We start from the raw sequence: 16130 nt of genomic DNA on the forward strand, positions 1-16130 counted from the left end.
TGGTGCCCTTGACGTGGATTGAACACGTGGCCTCTCCCTTACCAAGGGAGTGCTCTACCACTGAGCTACAAGGGCAGGAAGACATGGGGACGCATGCAATGCACACCCGGGCGGGTGCCGCGTCCACATGAATTTTTCAGTGAGAGCGGATCATAGTGCCAAAAGCCTGTTCGGTCAAGACTTCAAGCAACAATGAGTGTTCAATACGACCGTCGATGATGTGCACCGTGTTCACGCCGGACTTGGCGGCATCGAGCGCCGACGAGATCTTCGGCAGCATGCCGCCCGAGATGGTGCCATCGGCAAACATCTCGTCGATCTCGCGCGCCGACAGGTCGGTGACCAGGTTGCCGTTCTTGTCCTGCACGCCGGCGATATTGGTCATCATGATCAGCTTTTCGGCCTTCAGGATCTCGGCGATCTTGCCTGCCACCACGTCCGCGTTGATGTTGTAGGCCTGGCCGTCCTGGCCGAAACCGATCGGGGAGATGATCGGAATGAAGGCGTCGTCCTGCAGTGCCTTGACCACGGCCGGGTTGATGGCTTCGATCTCGCCGACAAAGCCGATGTCGAGGAACTCGCCCGGCTTGTCACGGTCCGGCATCGACATCTTGCGTGCGCGGATCAGGCCGCCGTCCTTGCCGGTCAGGCCGACCGCCTGGCCGCCGTAGTGGTTGATCAGCATGACGATGTCTTGCTGCACCTCGCCGCCCAGCACCCATTCCACCACTTCCATGGTTTCCTCGTCGGTGATGCGCATGCCTTGCACAAAGGTGCCTTGCTTGCCGATCTTCTTGAGCGCGTTGTCGATCTGCGGACCGCCGCCGTGCACCACCACCGGGTTCATGCCCACCAGCTTGAGCAGGATGACGTCGCGCGCGAAGCCATGCTTGAGGCGCTCGTCGGTCATGGCGTTGCCGCCGTATTTGATGACGATGGTCTTGCCGTGGAAATTGCGGATGTACGGCAGCGCTTCCGCCAGGATCTGCGCCTTGATTTGTGGTGAGACCTTGGTCAGGTCGAAATTCTGGTCGTCGGCGGGCGGATTGGTCAGCTGGGCGTTCATCGATGGTCCAAAAGAATTTTGCAGGATTTTACAGGCAACCGGGCAGGGCCTGTGCGCATTATAGGGCTCTCTTGTTGAATTTTCCGGCTCCATCCGTTAACTTTGGTTACTTACCTCACTTAGCGGGCCGATCGATGAGCATTTGTACGCGCTGCGGTGCACCGTTTGGGTGCGCGATGGCCGATGGCGGGGCCGAACCCTGCTGGTGCACGGCGCTGCCCGCCATCGTGCCGGTCCCGGACGTGCCCGCTGGCTGCTGGTGCCCGGCCTGCCTCAAGCAGCACGTCGCCAGCCGATCCGATGCCAGCCCGGAAGTTCCGGCTCAGCTTTTGAACTGAGCGGATACACGCTTCGTGTTTCGGGTCTAAGCTCTGTTACCTGAAGGAGCTGCGATGGACACTTCCTACGACAACGATGTCGTTGCTTGGGCCAGCGAGCAGGCCGCTTTGCTCCGTTCCGGCAAGCTCGATGCGATCGACGTGCTGAATATCGCCGAGGAGATCGAAGGTGTCGCCCGTGACGAGGAACGCGAATTCGGGCGGCGATTCGGATCCCTGTTGATGCATCTGCTGAAGTGGCAATACCAGAAAGCCTGGCGTTGCGTGTACTGGCGCGAAACGATCGCTGAAAAGCGCCGGGTAGTGAGCTACCACTTGGGCGACACGCCAAGCCTGAGTAATTTGTTTGACGACCAGGACTGGCTCGACATCGTATGGAGCGATGCGGCCCGTCGCTTGCGGGATGAGACCGGGCTGGACTTTCCCGAGCGTTGCCCTTGGCCTGTCACCAAAGTACTGGATGGTGACTTTTTCCCGGCCTGACATGGACGTTTGGACAAACATCGATGTGGGCGCTTTCGCCCGCGAGGCAGCTGCCAGGCTGCGCCGTCAGCAGGCGAGCGCAGACGAAGCTGATGTTTCCCGGAGCCTGGATATGGTCGGTCAGCCAGACGCTTGACCAAGATTTCTGGCCAGACTGAACATCCTGCGGCCTTCGACTCAGCGCCGCGTTCGGAAAAAGCGCAGCATCTCCCGGCTCGCATCCGGTCCGCGACCGTCGGTATAGCTGCCGTGCGCGCTGCCGCCAAACCAGGCGTGGCCGCCGCCGTGCACCACCCACTGCTCGGCATGCACGTTGCCGTCGTCGCGCTGGTGCAGCGTGCGCGTGTAGGCATGCCCGTTCGGCACGCGGCCTGGCTCGACCACGATCCCTTTCGACACCGCCAGCGTGCCCTGCGCAATCAGTTCGTCGGCCGCGGCCGGGTGCACGGTCTGGTCCTGGTCGCCGTGGAACACGATGATCGGCAGCGTCTGGCCCGGCGTGTGGCGCCGCTTGAAGTCGCCCTTCATTGCCGCCAGCGCCGACGGCAGGTCGTCGGCCGCCGCGAACGGCAGCCCCGAGTGCACGCCCACGGCCGCGTACAGGTCCGGATACACGGTGCCCATGATGGTCGCCATCGCGCCACCGGCCGACAGGCCGGCCACATACACCTGTGCCGGGTCCACCGCGTGCGTGGCCATGATGTGGCGCGTGATGCCGGCAATGATCGACGGTTCGCCACGGTCGCGCTGCTGGTTCCCTTCGTCGAACCAGTTCCAGCAGCGCGACGGGTTGGCCTGCTGCGACTGCGCCGGATACACGACCAGGCAGGGCATGTCCTCGGCCAGCGCGTTCATCTGGGTGCCGCGCGCGAAGTCGTCCGGGTCCTGGGTGCAGCCGTGCAGCATCACCACCAGCGGCACCGGCTGTCCGTGGTACGTGCTGGGCACGTACAGCTTGTAATTGCGGGTGCCGGCGTCGTTCGTATAAATGCCGTCGCTGAACGTGCCTGGCAGCGTGGGGCCCGGCTGCTGCTTGAGAGCGCCCCCCGGCAGGTCGATCGCGGCCAGCCGGTCGGCCGGTGCCGGCATCGGTATCGCGGACGGCTCCATCACCTTGCGCGCCGCCTGCTGCAGCGCCGACGCGTTGTGGAGCGCCTGCTGAACGGCGTTGGTCGTGACCGCGGCCGGACCTTTGCGCATCAGCGCCCGTGATGCGGCGCGCATTTGCGCAAACAGTTTATCGTTCAGTTTCATGGGCTCTCCTGAGGTTGGGAATGTCAGATGATGCGGTCGGCCAGCGCCGCCTTCAGTTCGCTGCGCACGTGCAGTGCGCCGAGCACGAAGATCGATTCGATCGTGGCCAGCGCCAGTTCGGGCGAGACGTCGTCCGCGATGCTGGCCATGCCGAGCACCTGGATCTGCAGGCGCTGCCCGGCGGCGCGCGCGGCTTCGAGGTCGGCGCGCGAATAATGGTGCATGCCCAGCACAAGGCTCCGGCGCGCCACGGTCTGGCGCACCACGTCGGCATGCTGGCCTAGCTGGTTGCGGATTGCCGTGCGGATGAAATCGGTGCGGTTGGCGTAAAAGCCTTCGCTCACCAGGAGGTCGATCTGGCCAAGGTCGATTGGCCCGAGGTTGATCGTGATCTTTTCGGAATCCTGCGTTTTTTGCTTCAGCTCGCCCGCACCCATTGCACCCGCCATCCATCCACCATCTGACTGGATGGTAGTCTACGCGCTTGAAACCGAGGGTCAAGCGCGATCCGATTGAATAAGTTAATCTTCTGCCCATGAGTCCAGACCTGAAACCCGGCGTGCGCTTCGAGTGGCAGTACACCGTGCCGCCGCGCGCCACCGTACCGCAGCTGTATCACGACACCGCGTTCTGCCTCGACATGCCCGACGTGCTGGCCACCGGCTACATGGTCGGCATGATGGAACTGGCATGCGTGCACGGCATGATGCCCTACGTGGACTGGCCGCACGAGCAGAGCCTGGGCACGATGGTCAGCTTTGCGCACCTCGCGCCAACGCCGCCCGGCATGACGCTGCGCATCCGGGGCGAGGTCATCGAAGTCGATGGCAGGCGCGTGCGTTTCAAGGTCGAGGCATGGGACGACGTGGACCGCATCTGCGAGGGCATCCACGAGCGCTGCGTGATCGACCCCGAACGCTTTGCTGCCAAGCTGGCGCAAAAGGGCGCGAAGGCGGCGGCATGAATCCCGAGCAGCAAACGCCTGTGCCGTCCCCGTGCATCAATGTGTGCGAAATCGCGCCCGACACGGGGCTGTGCCGCGGCTGCCTGCGCACCATCGATGAGATCGCGACGTGGGGCAGCGCGAGCGACGAGGCCAAGCGCGCCGTGTGGCGCGAGATTCGCCGGCGCGAAGAGCGCCTGTTCCGCTAGATGGCGCTGCGCCTGCCCGCCACCATGCGCGTGTTCGAGCGCGGCTGGCTGTCGTCCAACAACGTGCTGTTCACCGGGCCGCACAGCGCGCTGGTGGACAGCGGCTACGTCACCCACGCCGCGCAGACGCTGGCGCTGGTGGACCATGCGCTCGAGGGCCGTCCGCTCGCGCGCCTGCTCAACACGCACCTGCATTCGGACCACTGCGGCGGCAATGCGGCGCTGCAGGCGCGCTACCGCTGCCATACCTTGATCCCCGCGGCCGAAGCGGACAAGGTGCGCGCGTGGGACGAGGACGCGCTGAGCTTTCGCTCCACCGGCCAGCAATGCCCGCGCTTCGCCTTCGACGGCGCCCTGGCCGCAGGCGACACGATCGAGCTTGGCGGCCTGCCGTGGCAGGCGCTGGCCGCGCCGGGGCCCGACCCGCATGCGCTGCTGCTCTACTGCGCCGCCGAGGGCATCCTCATCTCCGGCGACGCCTTGTGGGAGAACGGCTTTGGCGTGCTGTTCCCCGAGCTGGCGGGCGAACCGGGCCTGCGGGAGCAGGCGGCCACGCTCGAGCTCATCGACAGCCTTCACGCGCGCGTCGTCATCCCCGGCCACGGCGCAATCTTCGGCGACGCCGCGCAGGCACTGGCGCGCGCCCGTTCGCGCCTGGACTACCTGGCACAGGATCCGCGCCGCACTGCCCAGAACGCGGTCAAGGTCATGCTCCAGTTCCTGCTGCTAGAACGGCGCCAGGTGGCGCTGGCCGCCGTGCCGCAGCTGCTGGCCTCGATCCCGCTGGTCGAGCGCGCACGCCTGCAATACCTGGGCATGGAGCACGCCGAACTGGCCGATTGGGCCGTGCGCGCCCTGGTGCGCGCGGGCGCTGCGCGGGCCGACGGTGGCGTGCTGCTGCTGGCATAAACGCCGTTTAGAGCGCCACGTCTAGCACGGTCGTGCTTTTTTGATCCTATAATCGTTGCGCGCCTGTCCGTTCAACTTTTCGCGAAAGAGCCCGATGACCCTGCCCGCCGTGCTGCAAGACCTGACCCTTCCCGTGATCGCCTCGCCGATGTTCATCGCCAGCGGTCCCAAGCTGGTGGCGGCACAGTGCAAGGCCGGCATCGTCGGCTCGTTCCCGGCGCTGAACGCGCGCCCGGCCGAACTGCTCGACACCTGGCTCACCGAGCTGCAGGACGAGCTGGCCGCCTGGCGCGAAGCCAATCCCGGCGCCAGGGTGGGACCGATCGCCGTCAACCAGATCGTGCACCAGTCGAACGACCGGCTCGCGCACGACGTCGAGGTGTGCGTGCGGCACCGGGTGCCCATCATCATCTCGTCGCTGCGCGCGCCGCCCAGGGAAATGCTCGACGCGGTGCATGCCTACGGCGGCATCGTGCTGCACGACGTGATCTCGATCCGCCACGCGCACAAGGCGCTGGAGGCCGGTGTGGACGGGCTGATCCTGGTGGCGGCCGGCGCCGGCGGCCACGCGGGCGCGCTGTCGCCATTCGCGCTGGTGGGCGAGGTGCGGCGCTTCTTCAACGGCCCGGTCGCGCTGTCCGGCTCGATCGCGACCGGCGGCGCCATCCTGGCGGCGCAGGCAATGGGGGCCGATTTCGCGTACATCGGCTCGCGCTGGCTGGCCACCCGCGAGTCGAACGTGAGCGACGCCTACCGCGACGCGATCATCGAATCGTCGGCTGCGGATATCGTTTATACCAATCTGTTCACCGGCGTGCACGGCAACTACCTGCGCAAGTCGATCGTCGCCGCCGGCCTGGACCCGGACGCGCTGCCGGAATCGGACAAGAGCAAGATGAGCTTCGGCTCGGGCAGCGCCAAGGCGTGGCGCGACATCTGGGGCGCGGGGCAGGGCGTGGGGCTGATGGACGACGTGCCGAGCGTGGCCGAGATGGTCGAGCGGCTCAAGGCTGAGTACGACGCGGCGCGCGCGCGCCTGTGCGGTTGAGGATCCAGGTTCGCCGCCTTTACCGCTGAACTTGAAACCGTCGTTCCCGCGCAGGCGGGAACCCATGCTGAGCGTCGATGTACGCGGTCTATGGGTTCCCGCCTGCGCGGGAACGACGTGTTTGATTCAACACTTAACGCAGGCGGCTTTTGCCCCTTCAGTGACTTACTGCTGCGCCGCCTTCAGGTCCTCCGGGCTGATCGCCCACAGCGCCGGCAGGTTGCGCCAGTAGCCGTACACGTCCATCCCGAAGCCGACCACGAACCGGTTCGGGATCGACAGGCCGACGATATCGGCATGCACCGGCTTCGTGCGGCCGAGGTCCTTGTCCGCGAACACCGCGATGATGACCTCCTTGGCCCCCATGTCCAGCAGGCGCTGCTTGACCTGCGCCAGCGTCTCGCCTTCGTCCAGGATGTCATCCAGCACGATGATCGTCTTGCCGGCCACGCTCTGGCGCGGAATCACCTTCCACACCACCTGCCCGCCCTGGTCCTCGTCGCCGTAGCGGGTCACGTGGATGTAGTCGAATTCGAGCGGGAAGTCCAGTTGCGGCAGCACGTTGCCGGTGAAAACGACCGCGCCGCCCATGACGCCCAGCACCAGCGGGAAGGCCTGCTCGTCAGGATTGCCGAAGCGTTGGTTGAGCTCGTCCGCAACGCGGCGCACCGCCTGCTGTACCTGTTCGGCGCTGGCGACCTGTTCGGCGTGTTCAAGGAGGGCGCGCGCCCGGTCGTGGTGAAATTCTTGCATGGCTATTCGACAAAAAAACGAAACCCGCTGATTATGCGGCATATCCGCAACTGCGGTGGTCCCGTTGTGCCGCATGTTGACGATTTGATGTCGCAGCGCAAGAAACGCTTGCCCCTTTGGCCACGCGGCGGCGTATCATAGGCGGCTTGAATAACAGAGATACCAAGCTGCCCATGTCAAACCAGGACTTCCAGCGCGAGCGCGCCGAGCGCCTTGGCGCCCTGCGCGCCGCGATGGCCCGCCACCAGGTCGACGCCTTCATCGTTCCATCGAGCGACCCGCATCTGTCCGAGTACCTGCCTGGCCGCTGGAAGGGGCGCGAATGGGTGTCCGGTTTCACCGGTTCGGTCGGCACCTTCATCGCCACCGCCGCATTCGCTGGCGTCTGGACCGATGGCCGCTACTGGACCCAGGCCGAGCATGAGCTGGCTGGTTCTGGCATCGAGCTGATGAAGATCCCGGCGGCCGCCAGCCTGCAGCACATCGACTGGCTCGTCGCGACGCTGCAGCCGGGGCAGACGGTGGCGGTGGACGCGCGCGTGCTCGGCCTTGCGGTCGCGCGCCTGCTGTCCGATGCCCTGGCCGCGCGCGGCATCAAGCTGCGCACCGACCTGGACCTGCTCGACGAAGTGTGGGCCGAACGTCCGGCACTGCCGGCCGCCCCGGTGTTCGAACACGAGGCGCCGTACGCGGTGCTGCCGCGCGCCGACAAGCTGGCCGCCACCCGCGCTGCCATGCGCGAGCTGGGCGCCGACCACCACTTCATCTCGACGCTGGACGACATCGCCTACCTGTTCAACCTGCGCGGGTCGGACGTGAACTTCAACCCGGTGTTCGTCGCGCACGCGCTGGTCGAGCCGGAGACGGCAACGCTGTTCGTCGGCGACGGCAAGGTGCCGGCCGCGCTGCGCGACAGGCTGCTGGAGGACAGCGTGCAGGTCGCGCCGTACGAAGAGGCCCGGACTGCGCTCGCGGCGCTGGAAGCGGGCGCCACGCTGCTGCTCGACCCGCGCCGCATCACCGCCGGCATGCGCGCCGCGGTGCCGGCCGGCGTGCGCGTGGTCGAGTCGGTGAACCCGACCACGTTCGCCAAGTCGCGCAAGCTGGAAGGCGAGGCGGTCCATGTGCGCGCCACCATGGAGCAGGATGGCGCGGCCCTGTGCGAGTTCTACGCCTGGCTGGAAGCGACCCTGGCGGACCCCAACCGCGCGCCGCTCGATGAAGTGGCGATCGACGAGCACATCACGGCCGCACGCGCGCGCCGCCCCGGTTTCGTGAGCCCGAGCTTTGCCACCATCGCCGGCTTCAATCCGAACGGCGCGATCATGCACTACCGCGCCCAGCGGCCCGGCTGCGCCACCATCGAGGGCAACGGCCTGCTGTTGATCGACTCCGGCGGCCAGTACCTGGGCGGCACCACCGACATCACGCGCGTGGTCCCGGTCGGCACGCCCTCGAACGAGCAAAAGCGCGACTTCACGCTCGTGCTCAAGGGCCTGATCGCGCTGTCGTCGGCGCGCTTCCCGCGCGGGACCAAGTCGCCGATGCTCGACGCGATCGCGCGCGCGCCGATCTGGGCCGCCGGCATCGACTATGGCCACGGCACCGGCCACGGCGTGGGCTACTTCCTCAACGTGCACGAGGGCCCGCAGTCGATTTCGCCCACCACGGCGCCCGAGCCGCACACCGCAATGGAGCCGGGCATGATCACCTCGATCGAGCCGGGCATCTACCGCCCCGGCCACTGGGGCATCCGCCTGGAGAACCTGGTCCTGAACCGCACGGCAGCGACCACCGAGTTCGGCGAGTACCTCGGCTTCGAGACGCTGACGCTGTGCCCGATCGACACTCGCTGCCTGGACCTGTCGCTGTTGCGCGCCGATGAAATCGCGTGGCTCAACGACTACCACGCACAGGTCGCGGCGCGCCTTTCGCCGCACGTCGATGGTGCGGCCCGGCGCTGGCTCGACACGCGCACGAGGCCGATCTGATGGCCAGCGTGCGTTCCACCCGCGCCAGCGCCGCCGTGGAGCGGCTGAAAAAGCGCACCGGCCACCCGGGCTATTCGATGGCGCGCACTGGCGACGGCCTGTTCTTCCTGTCCGAACAGCCGGGCGCGCCGCCGTTGTGCGCGCCGCTCGAGCTGGACGAGTTCGTCGCCTTCGTCAACGGCCTGGGCCCGCAAGAACAAAAGCGCGTGACCAAGCACGACCTGGCGTTCGAAAAGCAGCTGGTCAAGAAAAAGCCGACCTGACATCCGCGCCGTTGAAAGGGATGCCATGCCTTCGCATGAACTGTTGACCGCATACTGGTCGCACAACGAACTGGCCACCAACGGCCTGATCCTGCTGAACCTGCTCGGCGCGCTGCTGCTTGGCCTGTTGGTCGGCTACGAGCGCTCCTACCACGGCCGCGCCGCCGGCATGCGCACCTACGGCCTGGTGTGCATGGCCTCGTGCGCGCTGACCGTCATCGCCGGCTATCCGAACTTCTGGTTCGGCGGCCACTTCGACATGGGCGCGGCGATCGACCCGACCCGCATCATCCAGGGCGTGGTGACCGGCATCGGCTTCCTCGGCGCCGGCGTCATCATGCGCGAGGGCTTCAACATCAGCGGCCTGACCACGGCGGCCTCGATCTGGGCATCGTCCGTGATCGGCATCCTGATCGGCCTGGGCTTCTACCTGTCTGCGATGGGGCTGGCGTTTTTCTCGGCCATGATCATGATCTACCTGAACCGGATCGAAGCGGTGCTGCCGTCGCGCCACGCGGTGGCGGTGCGCATGCGCTTCAAGCCGGGCTACAAGCCGCGCGAGGAAGTGCTGCGGCGCATTGCGCTCGAACGCGGTTACGAAATCGCGGGTGGCTCGCTCACCATCAGCGGCGACGTTGGCGGGCAGGAGTGGCGCTTCGTCGCGCTCGCGCTGTCGCGCAAGAGCGGGGCGCCGCTGTCCGAACTGGCCGACGAACTGGCCGCGTTCGAAGGGATCGACGGCTTCCAGCTGTCGCACGCCCGCAACTAAAAACACAAGAACAACTAGGGACGACAAGCATGAACGCACAGAACGTACTTGATTTCTGGTTCGGCGCGCCCGGCAGCGCCGACTACGGCAAGCAGCGTGCCGCCTGGTTCCGCAAGGACGCGCGCTTCGACGCCGAGATCCGCGAGCGCTTTGGCGACACGATCGCGCACGCGGTGTCCGGCGGCTTGCGCGACTGGGACGCCGAAGGCCCGCAAGAACTGCTGGCCCGGCTCATCGTGCTCGACCAGTTCACCCGCAACGCCCGGCGCGGCACCCCGGGCGCGTTCGAAGGCGACGCGCTGGCGCTGGCCGCCGCCCGCAAGCTGGTCGATTCAGGCGCACACCGCGAACTGCTGCCCGTGCTGCGCCAGTTTGCCTACCTGCCGTTCGAGCACGCCGAGGACGCGCGCGCCCAGGAGCAGGCGGTCGAGCTGTTCACGGCGCTGGCGAACGAGCACGAAGGGTTTGCCGATGCGCTCGATTACGCGCATCGCCACCGCGGCGTGATCGCGCGCTTCGGCCGCTTCCCGCACCGCAACCTAATCCTCGGCCGCGCCAACACGCCGGAAGAAGCCGAGTACCTGATGCAGCCCGGCGCCGGATTCTGAGCGTGCGCCCGACCCTGAACATTGTCGGCGGCGGCCACGTCGGCCGAGCGCTCGGGCGCCTGTTTGCGCGCAGCGGCCTGTTCGTGATCCAGGACGTAATGACGCGCTCGCTGCACAGCGCGCGGCACGCTGTCGATTTCATCGGCGCCGGCGACCCGGTGCACGAGATCGCAGCGCTGCGCCGCGCCGACGTGTGGATGCTGGCGGTGGCCGACGACCAGATCGCGCAGGTGGCGGCGGCGCTGGCCAACGCCGGGCTGGTCGACGGCGCGGTGGTGTTCCACTGCAGCGGCGCCAAGTCCTCCGCCGAGCTCGACGCCGCGGCCAGGGGCGGCGCGCTGGCCGCCAGCGTGCACCCGGTGCGCAGCTTTGCCGACCCGGCCGCCGTGGCAGCCGGTTTTGACGGCACGTATTGCGGCATCGAGGGGGAGCCGCACGCGCTGGCGCTGCTCGGCGCGGCGTTCGAAGCGATCGGCGCGCGGCTGGTGCCCATCGATGCGGCGGCAAAGACGGTCTATCACGCCGCGTCCGTATTCGCCTCCAACTACCTGGTCACCGTGCTGGACGCGGCACTGCGCGCCTACCAGGCGGCCGGCATCCCGCCCGAGGTCGCGCGCGAACTGGCGCGCCCGCTGGCCACCGAAACCCTGTCCAACGTGTTCCGGCTCGGGCCGGAAAGAGCGCTTTCCGGGCCGATCGCGCGCGGCGACATGGCCACCGTCACGCGCCAGCACCAAGCGGTCACCCAATGGGACGAGGCCACCGGCGCGCTGTACGCGGCGCTGGCCGAGGCGACGACGGACCTGGCGCGCCGCAAGCGCGGCGGCGCATGAGATTTTCAACGACAAAGGAGTATCGATGCACCTGACTGCCTGGATCACCCTGGCCGCGCTCGCGGTCTATTTCTGGACCTTCGCCAACGCCGGCGCGGCGCGCGTCAAATACAAGGTGCCGGCGCCAAGCATGGACGGCCCGATCGAGTTCCAGAGCCGGCTGCGGGTGCAGATGAATACGCTCGAACAGCTGCCGATGATGCTGGTGCCGCTGTGGCTGTGCGCGGTGTTCCTGGGCGATGCATGGGCCGCGGCCGGTGGCGCGCTGTGGTGCCTGGGCCGGGTGCTGTATGCGCTGGGCTACTACCGCGAGCCAAAGAAACGCGAGCTCGGCTTCGTGACCGGCATGGTGGCGAGCGCCCTCCTGATTGTTGGTGCTGTTGTTGGCTTAATAATGCACTAGAGCAAAAAAGTGTGCCCCAGCTATCGACAAAGTTCCTGAATAGCAATAACCTTGCTAGCCAACAGATCAATCGGAGAGCGCGCCGCATCGGCCGCCGAGCCGATGCCAGGATGGAGGAAAACCAGCATGTTGTTTTTGAAGAGCACCAGCGTGACCAAGGCTCCCGGCATCTATGAAGTCGATGTCGCCGCCAAGCCGCCCGGGAAGACTTTCGGGATTTTCATGGCCACCGATCCGGACAACCCGCCGTCCTCGGTCCTGGCGGAGCTGGAAAAGCTCGGCTTCTACCGCTCCTACCAGCAGGCCTACACGCACAAGGACAAGGGCAAGGTGCTCGACATTCACTTCCACAAGAACGGCACCGACCTGTTCAACGGCTGGAAGACCGAGGAGTGCGAAGCCAACCTGGCCGCCATCGACAACCTCTTCAATGGCGTCGGCATCAAGGTTGCGCCGCGGGTGATGAGCCTGGCCGAAGCCTACGCCTGACCCTCAGCCCTGGCCCTGCACCTCAATGTGGTACAGGGCCCACGGGCAAGCGCCGAACCGCTGTGCCAGCGGTTTGGCCGCCATCTCCGGCACGCGGTCGGCATCATAGACCGCCCACAGCGGACCCAGCCCGCCAAGCGCCATCGGCTCCCCGTCCAGGTGGGTGGCCACGATGAAACCCTGCGCCCGCGCTTGCCTGACCGTCATCGCCACCGCGTAGCCATCGACGGCGCGCAACACTACCTTCGCCTGCTCGCCGCCCTGGGCGCCGGCCTGCGCCAGCACATCGGTCAGCAGCGGGCCGCGCAGCGCGTGCGCTTTGGCGTCGTATTCCAGGGTAGGGCGGATCGTGCGCGCCGGCAGGCGCAGCAGCTCGGCAAAATCGAAGGTGCAGGCGCGCTGGAAATTCACCTGCTGCTTGTGCATCATCTGGTCCAGCGCCGGGTCCACGGGACCGCGGTTGCTGCGCGCGATGTTGCCGCTGATGGTGAGCAGGACCGGTCCGCGCGCCACCGGCGCAGCGTTGGCGCCGCCGGGCGCGGCCACCGCCGCCAGCGCGGCGGCGCCGAGGAATTGGCGTTTGTTCATGCGAGAATGTCCCGTCGATGATGTCCCGCCATCATAGCCGCAAATTTTGCCTGTGGAACTTTTTGCTTCAAGTACAACACTGACCCCGATCCCGGTGGCCGATGGCGAGCTGGCCTTCCTGCCCCAGCTTTCGCTGCCATGGTCGAACCACCAGATCCTGCGCCGCCTGGTCGAGGAAACCGCGTGGCGCGCGGAGACCGTCGTGGTGTACGGCAAGCGTCACCTGCAGCCGCGCCTGACCGCCTGGCATGGCGACGCCGCCTACACCTATTCCGGCCTGCGGCTCGAGCCATTGCCGTTCACCCCGCTGCTGCAGGCCATTCGCGCCGCCGTCGAAGAGGCCTCCGGGCACCACTTCAACAGCGTGCTGCTCAACTATTACCGGAACGGGCGCGACAGCATGGGCATGCACAGCGACGACGAGCCCGAGCTGGGACCGAACCCGGTGATTGCCTCGGTGAGCTTTGGCCAGGCGCGCACGTTTGTTTTGCGCCACAAACGGACGAAACATACGGTTAAACTCGACCTCACCGACGGCAGCCTGTTGCTGATGGCTGGGGCGCTGCAGCACAACTGGTTGCATGGCATAAATAAGTCCGCTCGCCCACTTGGCGCCCGTGTGAATCTAACTTTCCGCTACATCGGCTAACACATCCTTATCCCACATCATTTTTACGGTAAATTATCTGAACCGCGAGTCAGTTATCTTACATTTGATTACAGTTCTTACTGATTAGGCACGGTGTTGAAGATTTGCCAGTGCTATCTTGGCCACGTCGCGATTCATTGTGAATTGCGAAAAGGCATCAAGAGGAAGAAAAGGAACTGATATGAAGAAGCTCGTATTTGCACTGATCGCAAGCGCCGCCGTTGCGGGTGCTGCCCAAGCCCAGACCACCACGACCACCACCGACGCGCCGCGCGGCTACGTCGGCCTGGGTGTTGCCACCGCCGACCACGACTATTCGCTGAGCGGCGTCACCGACAAGGATGGCTACAAGGCCTCGGCCAAAGTGTTCGGCGGCTATGAGTTCAACAAGACCTTCGGCGTCGAGGCAGGCTACACCGACTTCGGCAAGTCCGACTTCAGCTTCAGCAATGCCAGCGGCACCGGCAACGGCCGTTCGGACGGCCACGCCGCCTACATCGCCGGCAAGGCCACCGCACCGCTGAACGACCAGTTCGCCGTGTACGGCAAGCTGGGCGTGGAAAACAGCCACCGCTTCTACAACACCACCACCGGCCTGTCGGGCAGCAGCAACGATACCGGCGTGTATGGCGCCGTGGGCCTGCAATACAACCTGACCAAGGAAGTGTCGCTGACAGCCGAGTACGAGCGCTATGGCAAGTCGAAGGACTTCGGCGCCAAGGCGGACGTCTGGACTGTGGGCGCGCGCTACAACTTCTAAGCGTCCGAACGTCGCAACACTCCCAGGTAAAAACAAAAGGGCCCCGCGGGGCCCTTTTGTTGTTGGCGCCGGCCTCAGGAAGCCGGGTTCGTTTAGGGCATTATGAGGAAGAGGGCACGGTACGGCCGACCCATGGCGGCGGCCCGGCGGCCAGCTCGGCGGCGCACCAGCCGGCCGAGATGAAACGGTGCAGCGATGACCAGCGCCAGTCGTGCGCGCGCTGGCACAGGCCGTGGCGCAGGGCGTTGCCGTGCACATAATCGACCAGCGCGGCGTATTCCTCGTCGTTGCCGATGCGATAGTCGCGGTAGTGCGGCTCCCACACCGCGCCGTCGAGCGCGCCCGGCACGAAGGCTTTGCGCAGCGCCTTGGAAAATGCAATCTTGACCGCGCGCCAGCGGCTGGCGCAGTCGTGGTCGCCGGGCGGCAGGGTCCAGATGGCATGCGCGTGATCGGGCAGCACGACCCAAGCATCCACATGGAAGGGCTTGCGCACCCGCGCCTGGCGAATTGCCTCGCCAAAGGCGGAGAAGTGATCGGTCAGCAGGCTGCTGCCGCGGTCGAGCAGCCGCACCGTGAAGAAAAACGTCCCACCCGGGACCCGGTTGTCACGGTAGTGTGTCATGGCTCGGAGCCAGCGCCGCGACGGCGGTCGCTGGTAAAGCGAGGCATGGGTGCCTCGACGCGCTTGATTCTACACAGGGGCTGTGCGGGATGAGATTCCATTTCCGCGCTTAAACGTGTTACAGCGCGGGACGCGGCTTGCCACGCTTCTTGACATTAAGATTTAGGTGGCGCATGTTTAACGCGACGATTCGTAACAATCCTTTTTTGATCAGTCTTCTCTATTGGCCATCGCCCGCCCTTAAAGCAGCAACCCGCCGGACCGCGCTGCCTCTCTCCACTGCACTTCGGACGCAAGATTTCGAGGATCTCATCATGACACTTCTCCGTACATGCGCTGTGCTGGCCGCCCTGGCCAGCAGTGGCGCGGCCTTTGCCGATACCGATTGCACCGACCCCATCGCGCAATGGAAGCCCCATGAAAGCTTGCGGCAAGAGGTGGAGCAACGCGGCTGGGCGGTGCAGCGTATCAAGGTGGACGACGGTTGCTACCAGGTCAGGGCCACCGACCGCAAAGGCAACAAAGTGAAGGCAAAGTTTTCCCCCGCCTCGCTGAAGATCCGCAGCCTGCAAGTAGAGTTCGGGCCAGATGCCGATGCCTCGGATTACATCCCGCCCGTCCAGCAAGAAGCCACTATCCGGGGCAATGGACGAATGAGAAAAGGAAACACTCCATGAAAAAACTGACGACTTATATGTGCGTTGCCGGCGCGCTGACGCTGCCTGTCCTGGTGCAGGCGAAACCGGTCACGCTCAATACCCAGCTGCAAAATTATGGCGGCAATGGCGCTTACCTGGCCATTTATCTCACCGACGCTGCCGGTCAATACAAGAAGACCTTGTGGGTCGCTGGAAAGAAATCGAAGTATTACAAACACATGAGCGCCTGGGCGCGCGGCAGTGCGCTCAAAGCAAGCGAATTCGATGGCATTACCGGGGCCAGCGTTGGCAGCGGCAAGTCGCTCAAGGTCACGGTGGACGTGGCGGACGTGCTGATCGACGCCGGCTATGAAATCAGGATCGACAGCGCGGTCGAAGACGGGCGCGACAATCCGGCCGAGGTGCGCGTTCCGCTGACCAAGCAGGGCTCCGGCAAGCCGGTCAAGGGACGCGGCTACGTCAGCACCTTCCGCTACGACCTGTAACCGGG

At 65.7% G+C, this 16130-nt stretch carries 23 protein-coding genes and 1 tRNA gene; 17 read left to right on the top strand and 7 right to left on the bottom strand.

What is annotated here, in order from left to right:
• Window positions 1–75, bottom strand: a tRNA-Thr gene (locus NX774_RS14020).
• A 61-nt stretch (window positions 76–136) separates the two neighbouring features.
• Window positions 137–1066, bottom strand: coding sequence for an acetylglutamate kinase (argB, locus tag NX774_RS14025; RefSeq protein ID WP_258822853.1), 930 nt, complete (start codon window positions 1064–1066; stop codon window positions 137–139).
• 134 nt (window positions 1067–1200) lie between these two features.
• On the opposite strand from argB, the gene NX774_RS14030 reads away from it, so the two are divergent.
• Both NX774_RS14030 and NX774_RS14035 read left to right on the top strand, forming a co-directional pair.
• A complete protein-coding gene (locus NX774_RS14030; RefSeq protein WP_258822854.1) occupies window positions 1201–1404 on the top strand; it encodes a cysteine-rich CWC family protein in 204 nt (67 codons plus the stop codon).
• 54 nt (window positions 1405–1458) lie between these two features.
• Window positions 1459–1887: a DUF29 domain-containing protein gene (locus tag NX774_RS14035; protein ID WP_258822855.1), complete on the top strand. Its 429-nt coding sequence runs from the start codon at window positions 1459–1461 to the stop codon at window positions 1885–1887.
• Window positions 1888–2064: 177 nt separating this feature from the next.
• Here the strand turns inward: NX774_RS14035 and NX774_RS14040 are convergent, their stop codons facing one another.
• Window positions 2065–3141, bottom strand: coding sequence for an extracellular catalytic domain type 1 short-chain-length polyhydroxyalkanoate depolymerase (locus NX774_RS14040; protein ID WP_258822856.1), 1077 nt, complete (start codon window positions 3139–3141; stop codon window positions 2065–2067).
• Window positions 3142–3164: 23 nt separating this feature from the next.
• The gene (locus tag NX774_RS14045; RefSeq protein ID WP_258823362.1) at window positions 3165–3578 is read right to left on the bottom strand and encodes a ribbon-helix-helix domain-containing protein; all 414 of its coding nucleotides are present in this window, start codon (window positions 3576–3578) and stop codon (window positions 3165–3167) included.
• 98 nt (window positions 3579–3676) lie between these two features.
• On the opposite strand from NX774_RS14045, the gene NX774_RS14050 reads away from it, so the two are divergent.
• From NX774_RS14050 to NX774_RS14065, 4 genes are all read left to right on the top strand, one after another.
• Complete coding sequence (locus NX774_RS14050; protein WP_258822857.1) at window positions 3677–4105, top strand: thioesterase family protein; 429 nt, start codon at window positions 3677–3679, stop codon at window positions 4103–4105.
• The gene (locus NX774_RS14055) at window positions 4102–4293 is read left to right on the top strand and encodes a DUF1289 domain-containing protein (protein WP_258822858.1); all 192 of its coding nucleotides are present in this window, start codon (window positions 4102–4104) and stop codon (window positions 4291–4293) included. The genes NX774_RS14050 and NX774_RS14055 overlap by 4 nt, the downstream gene beginning before the upstream one ends.
• Window positions 4294–5202: an MBL fold metallo-hydrolase gene (locus NX774_RS14060; RefSeq protein ID WP_258822859.1), complete on the top strand. Its 909-nt coding sequence runs from the start codon at window positions 4294–4296 to the stop codon at window positions 5200–5202. It abuts the gene before it with no gap.
• A 94-nt stretch (window positions 5203–5296) separates the two neighbouring features.
• Window positions 5297–6250, top strand: a complete 954-nt coding sequence (locus tag NX774_RS14065; RefSeq protein ID WP_258822860.1) for an NAD(P)H-dependent flavin oxidoreductase — start codon at window positions 5297–5299, stop codon at window positions 6248–6250.
• Window positions 6251–6415: 165 nt separating this feature from the next.
• Here the strand turns inward: NX774_RS14065 and NX774_RS14070 are convergent, their stop codons facing one another.
• Window positions 6416–7003, bottom strand: coding sequence for a hypoxanthine-guanine phosphoribosyltransferase (locus tag NX774_RS14070; protein ID WP_258822861.1), 588 nt, complete (start codon window positions 7001–7003; stop codon window positions 6416–6418).
• 173 nt (window positions 7004–7176) lie between these two features.
• On the opposite strand from NX774_RS14070, the gene NX774_RS14075 reads away from it, so the two are divergent.
• From NX774_RS14075 to NX774_RS14105, 7 genes are all read left to right on the top strand, one after another.
• Entirely contained in the window at window positions 7177–8994 is a 1818-nt protein-coding gene (locus NX774_RS14075; protein WP_258822862.1) for an aminopeptidase P family protein, read from the top strand.
• Window positions 8994–9257, top strand: a complete 264-nt coding sequence (locus tag NX774_RS14080) for a hypothetical protein (RefSeq protein ID WP_258822863.1) — start codon at window positions 8994–8996, stop codon at window positions 9255–9257. The genes NX774_RS14075 and NX774_RS14080 overlap by 1 nt, the downstream gene beginning before the upstream one ends.
• A gap of 25 nt (window positions 9258–9282) precedes the next feature.
• Entirely contained in the window at window positions 9283–10026 is a 744-nt protein-coding gene (locus tag NX774_RS14085) for an MgtC/SapB family protein (RefSeq protein ID WP_258822864.1), read from the top strand.
• A 29-nt stretch (window positions 10027–10055) separates the two neighbouring features.
• Window positions 10056–10634, top strand: a complete 579-nt coding sequence (locus tag NX774_RS14090; protein ID WP_258822865.1) for a DUF924 family protein — start codon at window positions 10056–10058, stop codon at window positions 10632–10634.
• Between the two features lie 2 nt (window positions 10635–10636).
• Entirely contained in the window at window positions 10637–11467 is an 831-nt protein-coding gene (locus NX774_RS14095; RefSeq protein WP_258822866.1) for a Rossmann-like and DUF2520 domain-containing protein, read from the top strand.
• 25 nt (window positions 11468–11492) lie between these two features.
• Entirely contained in the window at window positions 11493–11870 is a 378-nt protein-coding gene (locus NX774_RS14100; protein ID WP_258822867.1) for an MAPEG family protein, read from the top strand.
• 126 nt (window positions 11871–11996) lie between these two features.
• Entirely contained in the window at window positions 11997–12359 is a 363-nt protein-coding gene (locus tag NX774_RS14105; RefSeq protein ID WP_258822868.1) for a hypothetical protein, read from the top strand.
• A gap of 3 nt (window positions 12360–12362) precedes the next feature.
• On the opposite strand, the gene NX774_RS14110 is transcribed toward NX774_RS14105, so the two are convergent.
• Window positions 12363–12947 (bottom strand): putative pterin-binding protein, encoded by a 585-nt coding sequence (locus NX774_RS14110; protein ID WP_258822869.1) that lies wholly within the window; start codon window positions 12945–12947, stop codon window positions 12363–12365.
• 52 nt (window positions 12948–12999) lie between these two features.
• On the opposite strand from NX774_RS14110, the gene NX774_RS14115 reads away from it, so the two are divergent.
• Both NX774_RS14115 and NX774_RS14120 read left to right on the top strand, forming a co-directional pair.
• Entirely contained in the window at window positions 13000–13596 is a 597-nt protein-coding gene (locus NX774_RS14115) for an alpha-ketoglutarate-dependent dioxygenase AlkB family protein (protein ID WP_258822871.1), read from the top strand.
• A gap of 181 nt (window positions 13597–13777) precedes the next feature.
• On the top strand, window positions 13778–14356 hold the full coding sequence (locus tag NX774_RS14120; protein ID WP_258822872.1) for an outer membrane beta-barrel protein: 579 nt from the start codon (window positions 13778–13780) through the stop codon (window positions 14354–14356).
• A 100-nt stretch (window positions 14357–14456) separates the two neighbouring features.
• On the opposite strand, the gene NX774_RS14125 is transcribed toward NX774_RS14120, so the two are convergent.
• Window positions 14457–14981, bottom strand: a complete 525-nt coding sequence (locus tag NX774_RS14125) for an REP-associated tyrosine transposase (RefSeq protein ID WP_258822873.1) — start codon at window positions 14979–14981, stop codon at window positions 14457–14459.
• Between the two features lie 173 nt (window positions 14982–15154).
• Here NX774_RS14125 and NX774_RS14130 point away from each other — a divergent pair, with 173 nt between their 5' ends.
• Together NX774_RS14130 and NX774_RS14135 are read left to right on the top strand one after the other, a co-directional pair.
• Window positions 15155–15658 carry a PepSY domain-containing protein gene (locus NX774_RS14130; RefSeq protein ID WP_258822874.1) on the top strand — a complete coding sequence of 168 codons (504 nt, stop codon included), beginning with the start codon at window positions 15155–15157 and terminating at the stop codon, window positions 15656–15658.
• Complete coding sequence (locus tag NX774_RS14135) at window positions 15655–16125, top strand: DUF2271 domain-containing protein (protein ID WP_258822876.1); 471 nt, start codon at window positions 15655–15657, stop codon at window positions 16123–16125. Before NX774_RS14130 ends, NX774_RS14135 begins: the two co-directional genes overlap by 4 nt.
• Window positions 16126–16130 lie beyond the last annotated feature (5 nt).

The organism is Massilia agilis, assembly GCF_024756255.1.
GTDB classification, from domain to species: domain Bacteria; phylum Pseudomonadota; class Gammaproteobacteria; order Burkholderiales; family Burkholderiaceae_D; genus Telluria; species Telluria agilis.

Bases quoted from the DNA above. Each gene is read 5' to 3' on its own strand.
- argB (WP_258822853.1), bottom strand. From the start codon at position 1,066: ATGAACGCCCAGCTGACCAATCCGCCCGCCGACGACCAGAATTTCGAC.
- NX774_RS14030 (WP_258822854.1), top strand. From the start codon at position 1,201: ATGAGCATTTGTACGCGCTGCGGTGCACCGTTTGGGTGCGCGATGGCC.
- NX774_RS14035 (WP_258822855.1), top strand. From the start codon at position 1,459: ATGGACACTTCCTACGACAACGATGTCGTTGCTTGGGCCAGCGAGCAG.
- NX774_RS14040 (WP_258822856.1), bottom strand. From the start codon at position 3,141: ATGAAACTGAACGATAAACTGTTTGCGCAAATGCGCGCCGCATCACGG.
- NX774_RS14045 (WP_258823362.1), bottom strand. From the start codon at position 3,578: ATGGGTGCGGGCGAGCTGAAGCAAAAAACGCAGGATTCCGAAAAGATC.
- NX774_RS14050 (WP_258822857.1), top strand. From the start codon at position 3,677: ATGAGTCCAGACCTGAAACCCGGCGTGCGCTTCGAGTGGCAGTACACC.
- NX774_RS14055 (WP_258822858.1), top strand. From the start codon at position 4,102: ATGAATCCCGAGCAGCAAACGCCTGTGCCGTCCCCGTGCATCAATGTG.
- NX774_RS14060 (WP_258822859.1), top strand. From the start codon at position 4,294: ATGGCGCTGCGCCTGCCCGCCACCATGCGCGTGTTCGAGCGCGGCTGG.
- NX774_RS14065 (WP_258822860.1), top strand. From the start codon at position 5,297: ATGACCCTGCCCGCCGTGCTGCAAGACCTGACCCTTCCCGTGATCGCC.
- NX774_RS14070 (WP_258822861.1), bottom strand. From the start codon at position 7,003: ATGCAAGAATTTCACCACGACCGGGCGCGCGCCCTCCTTGAACACGCC.
- NX774_RS14075 (WP_258822862.1), top strand. From the start codon at position 7,177: ATGTCAAACCAGGACTTCCAGCGCGAGCGCGCCGAGCGCCTTGGCGCC.
- NX774_RS14080 (WP_258822863.1), top strand. From the start codon at position 8,994: ATGGCCAGCGTGCGTTCCACCCGCGCCAGCGCCGCCGTGGAGCGGCTG.
- NX774_RS14085 (WP_258822864.1), top strand. From the start codon at position 9,283: ATGCCTTCGCATGAACTGTTGACCGCATACTGGTCGCACAACGAACTG.
- NX774_RS14090 (WP_258822865.1), top strand. From the start codon at position 10,056: ATGAACGCACAGAACGTACTTGATTTCTGGTTCGGCGCGCCCGGCAGC.
- NX774_RS14100 (WP_258822867.1), top strand. From the start codon at position 11,493: ATGCACCTGACTGCCTGGATCACCCTGGCCGCGCTCGCGGTCTATTTC.
- NX774_RS14105 (WP_258822868.1), top strand. From the start codon at position 11,997: ATGTTGTTTTTGAAGAGCACCAGCGTGACCAAGGCTCCCGGCATCTAT.
- NX774_RS14110 (WP_258822869.1), bottom strand. From the start codon at position 12,947: ATGAACAAACGCCAATTCCTCGGCGCCGCCGCGCTGGCGGCGGTGGCC.
- NX774_RS14120 (WP_258822872.1), top strand. From the start codon at position 13,778: ATGAAGAAGCTCGTATTTGCACTGATCGCAAGCGCCGCCGTTGCGGGT.
- NX774_RS14125 (WP_258822873.1), bottom strand. From the start codon at position 14,981: ATGACACACTACCGTGACAACCGGGTCCCGGGTGGGACGTTTTTCTTC.
- NX774_RS14130 (WP_258822874.1), top strand. From the start codon at position 15,155: ATGTTTAACGCGACGATTCGTAACAATCCTTTTTTGATCAGTCTTCTC.
- NX774_RS14135 (WP_258822876.1), top strand. From the start codon at position 15,655: ATGAAAAAACTGACGACTTATATGTGCGTTGCCGGCGCGCTGACGCTG.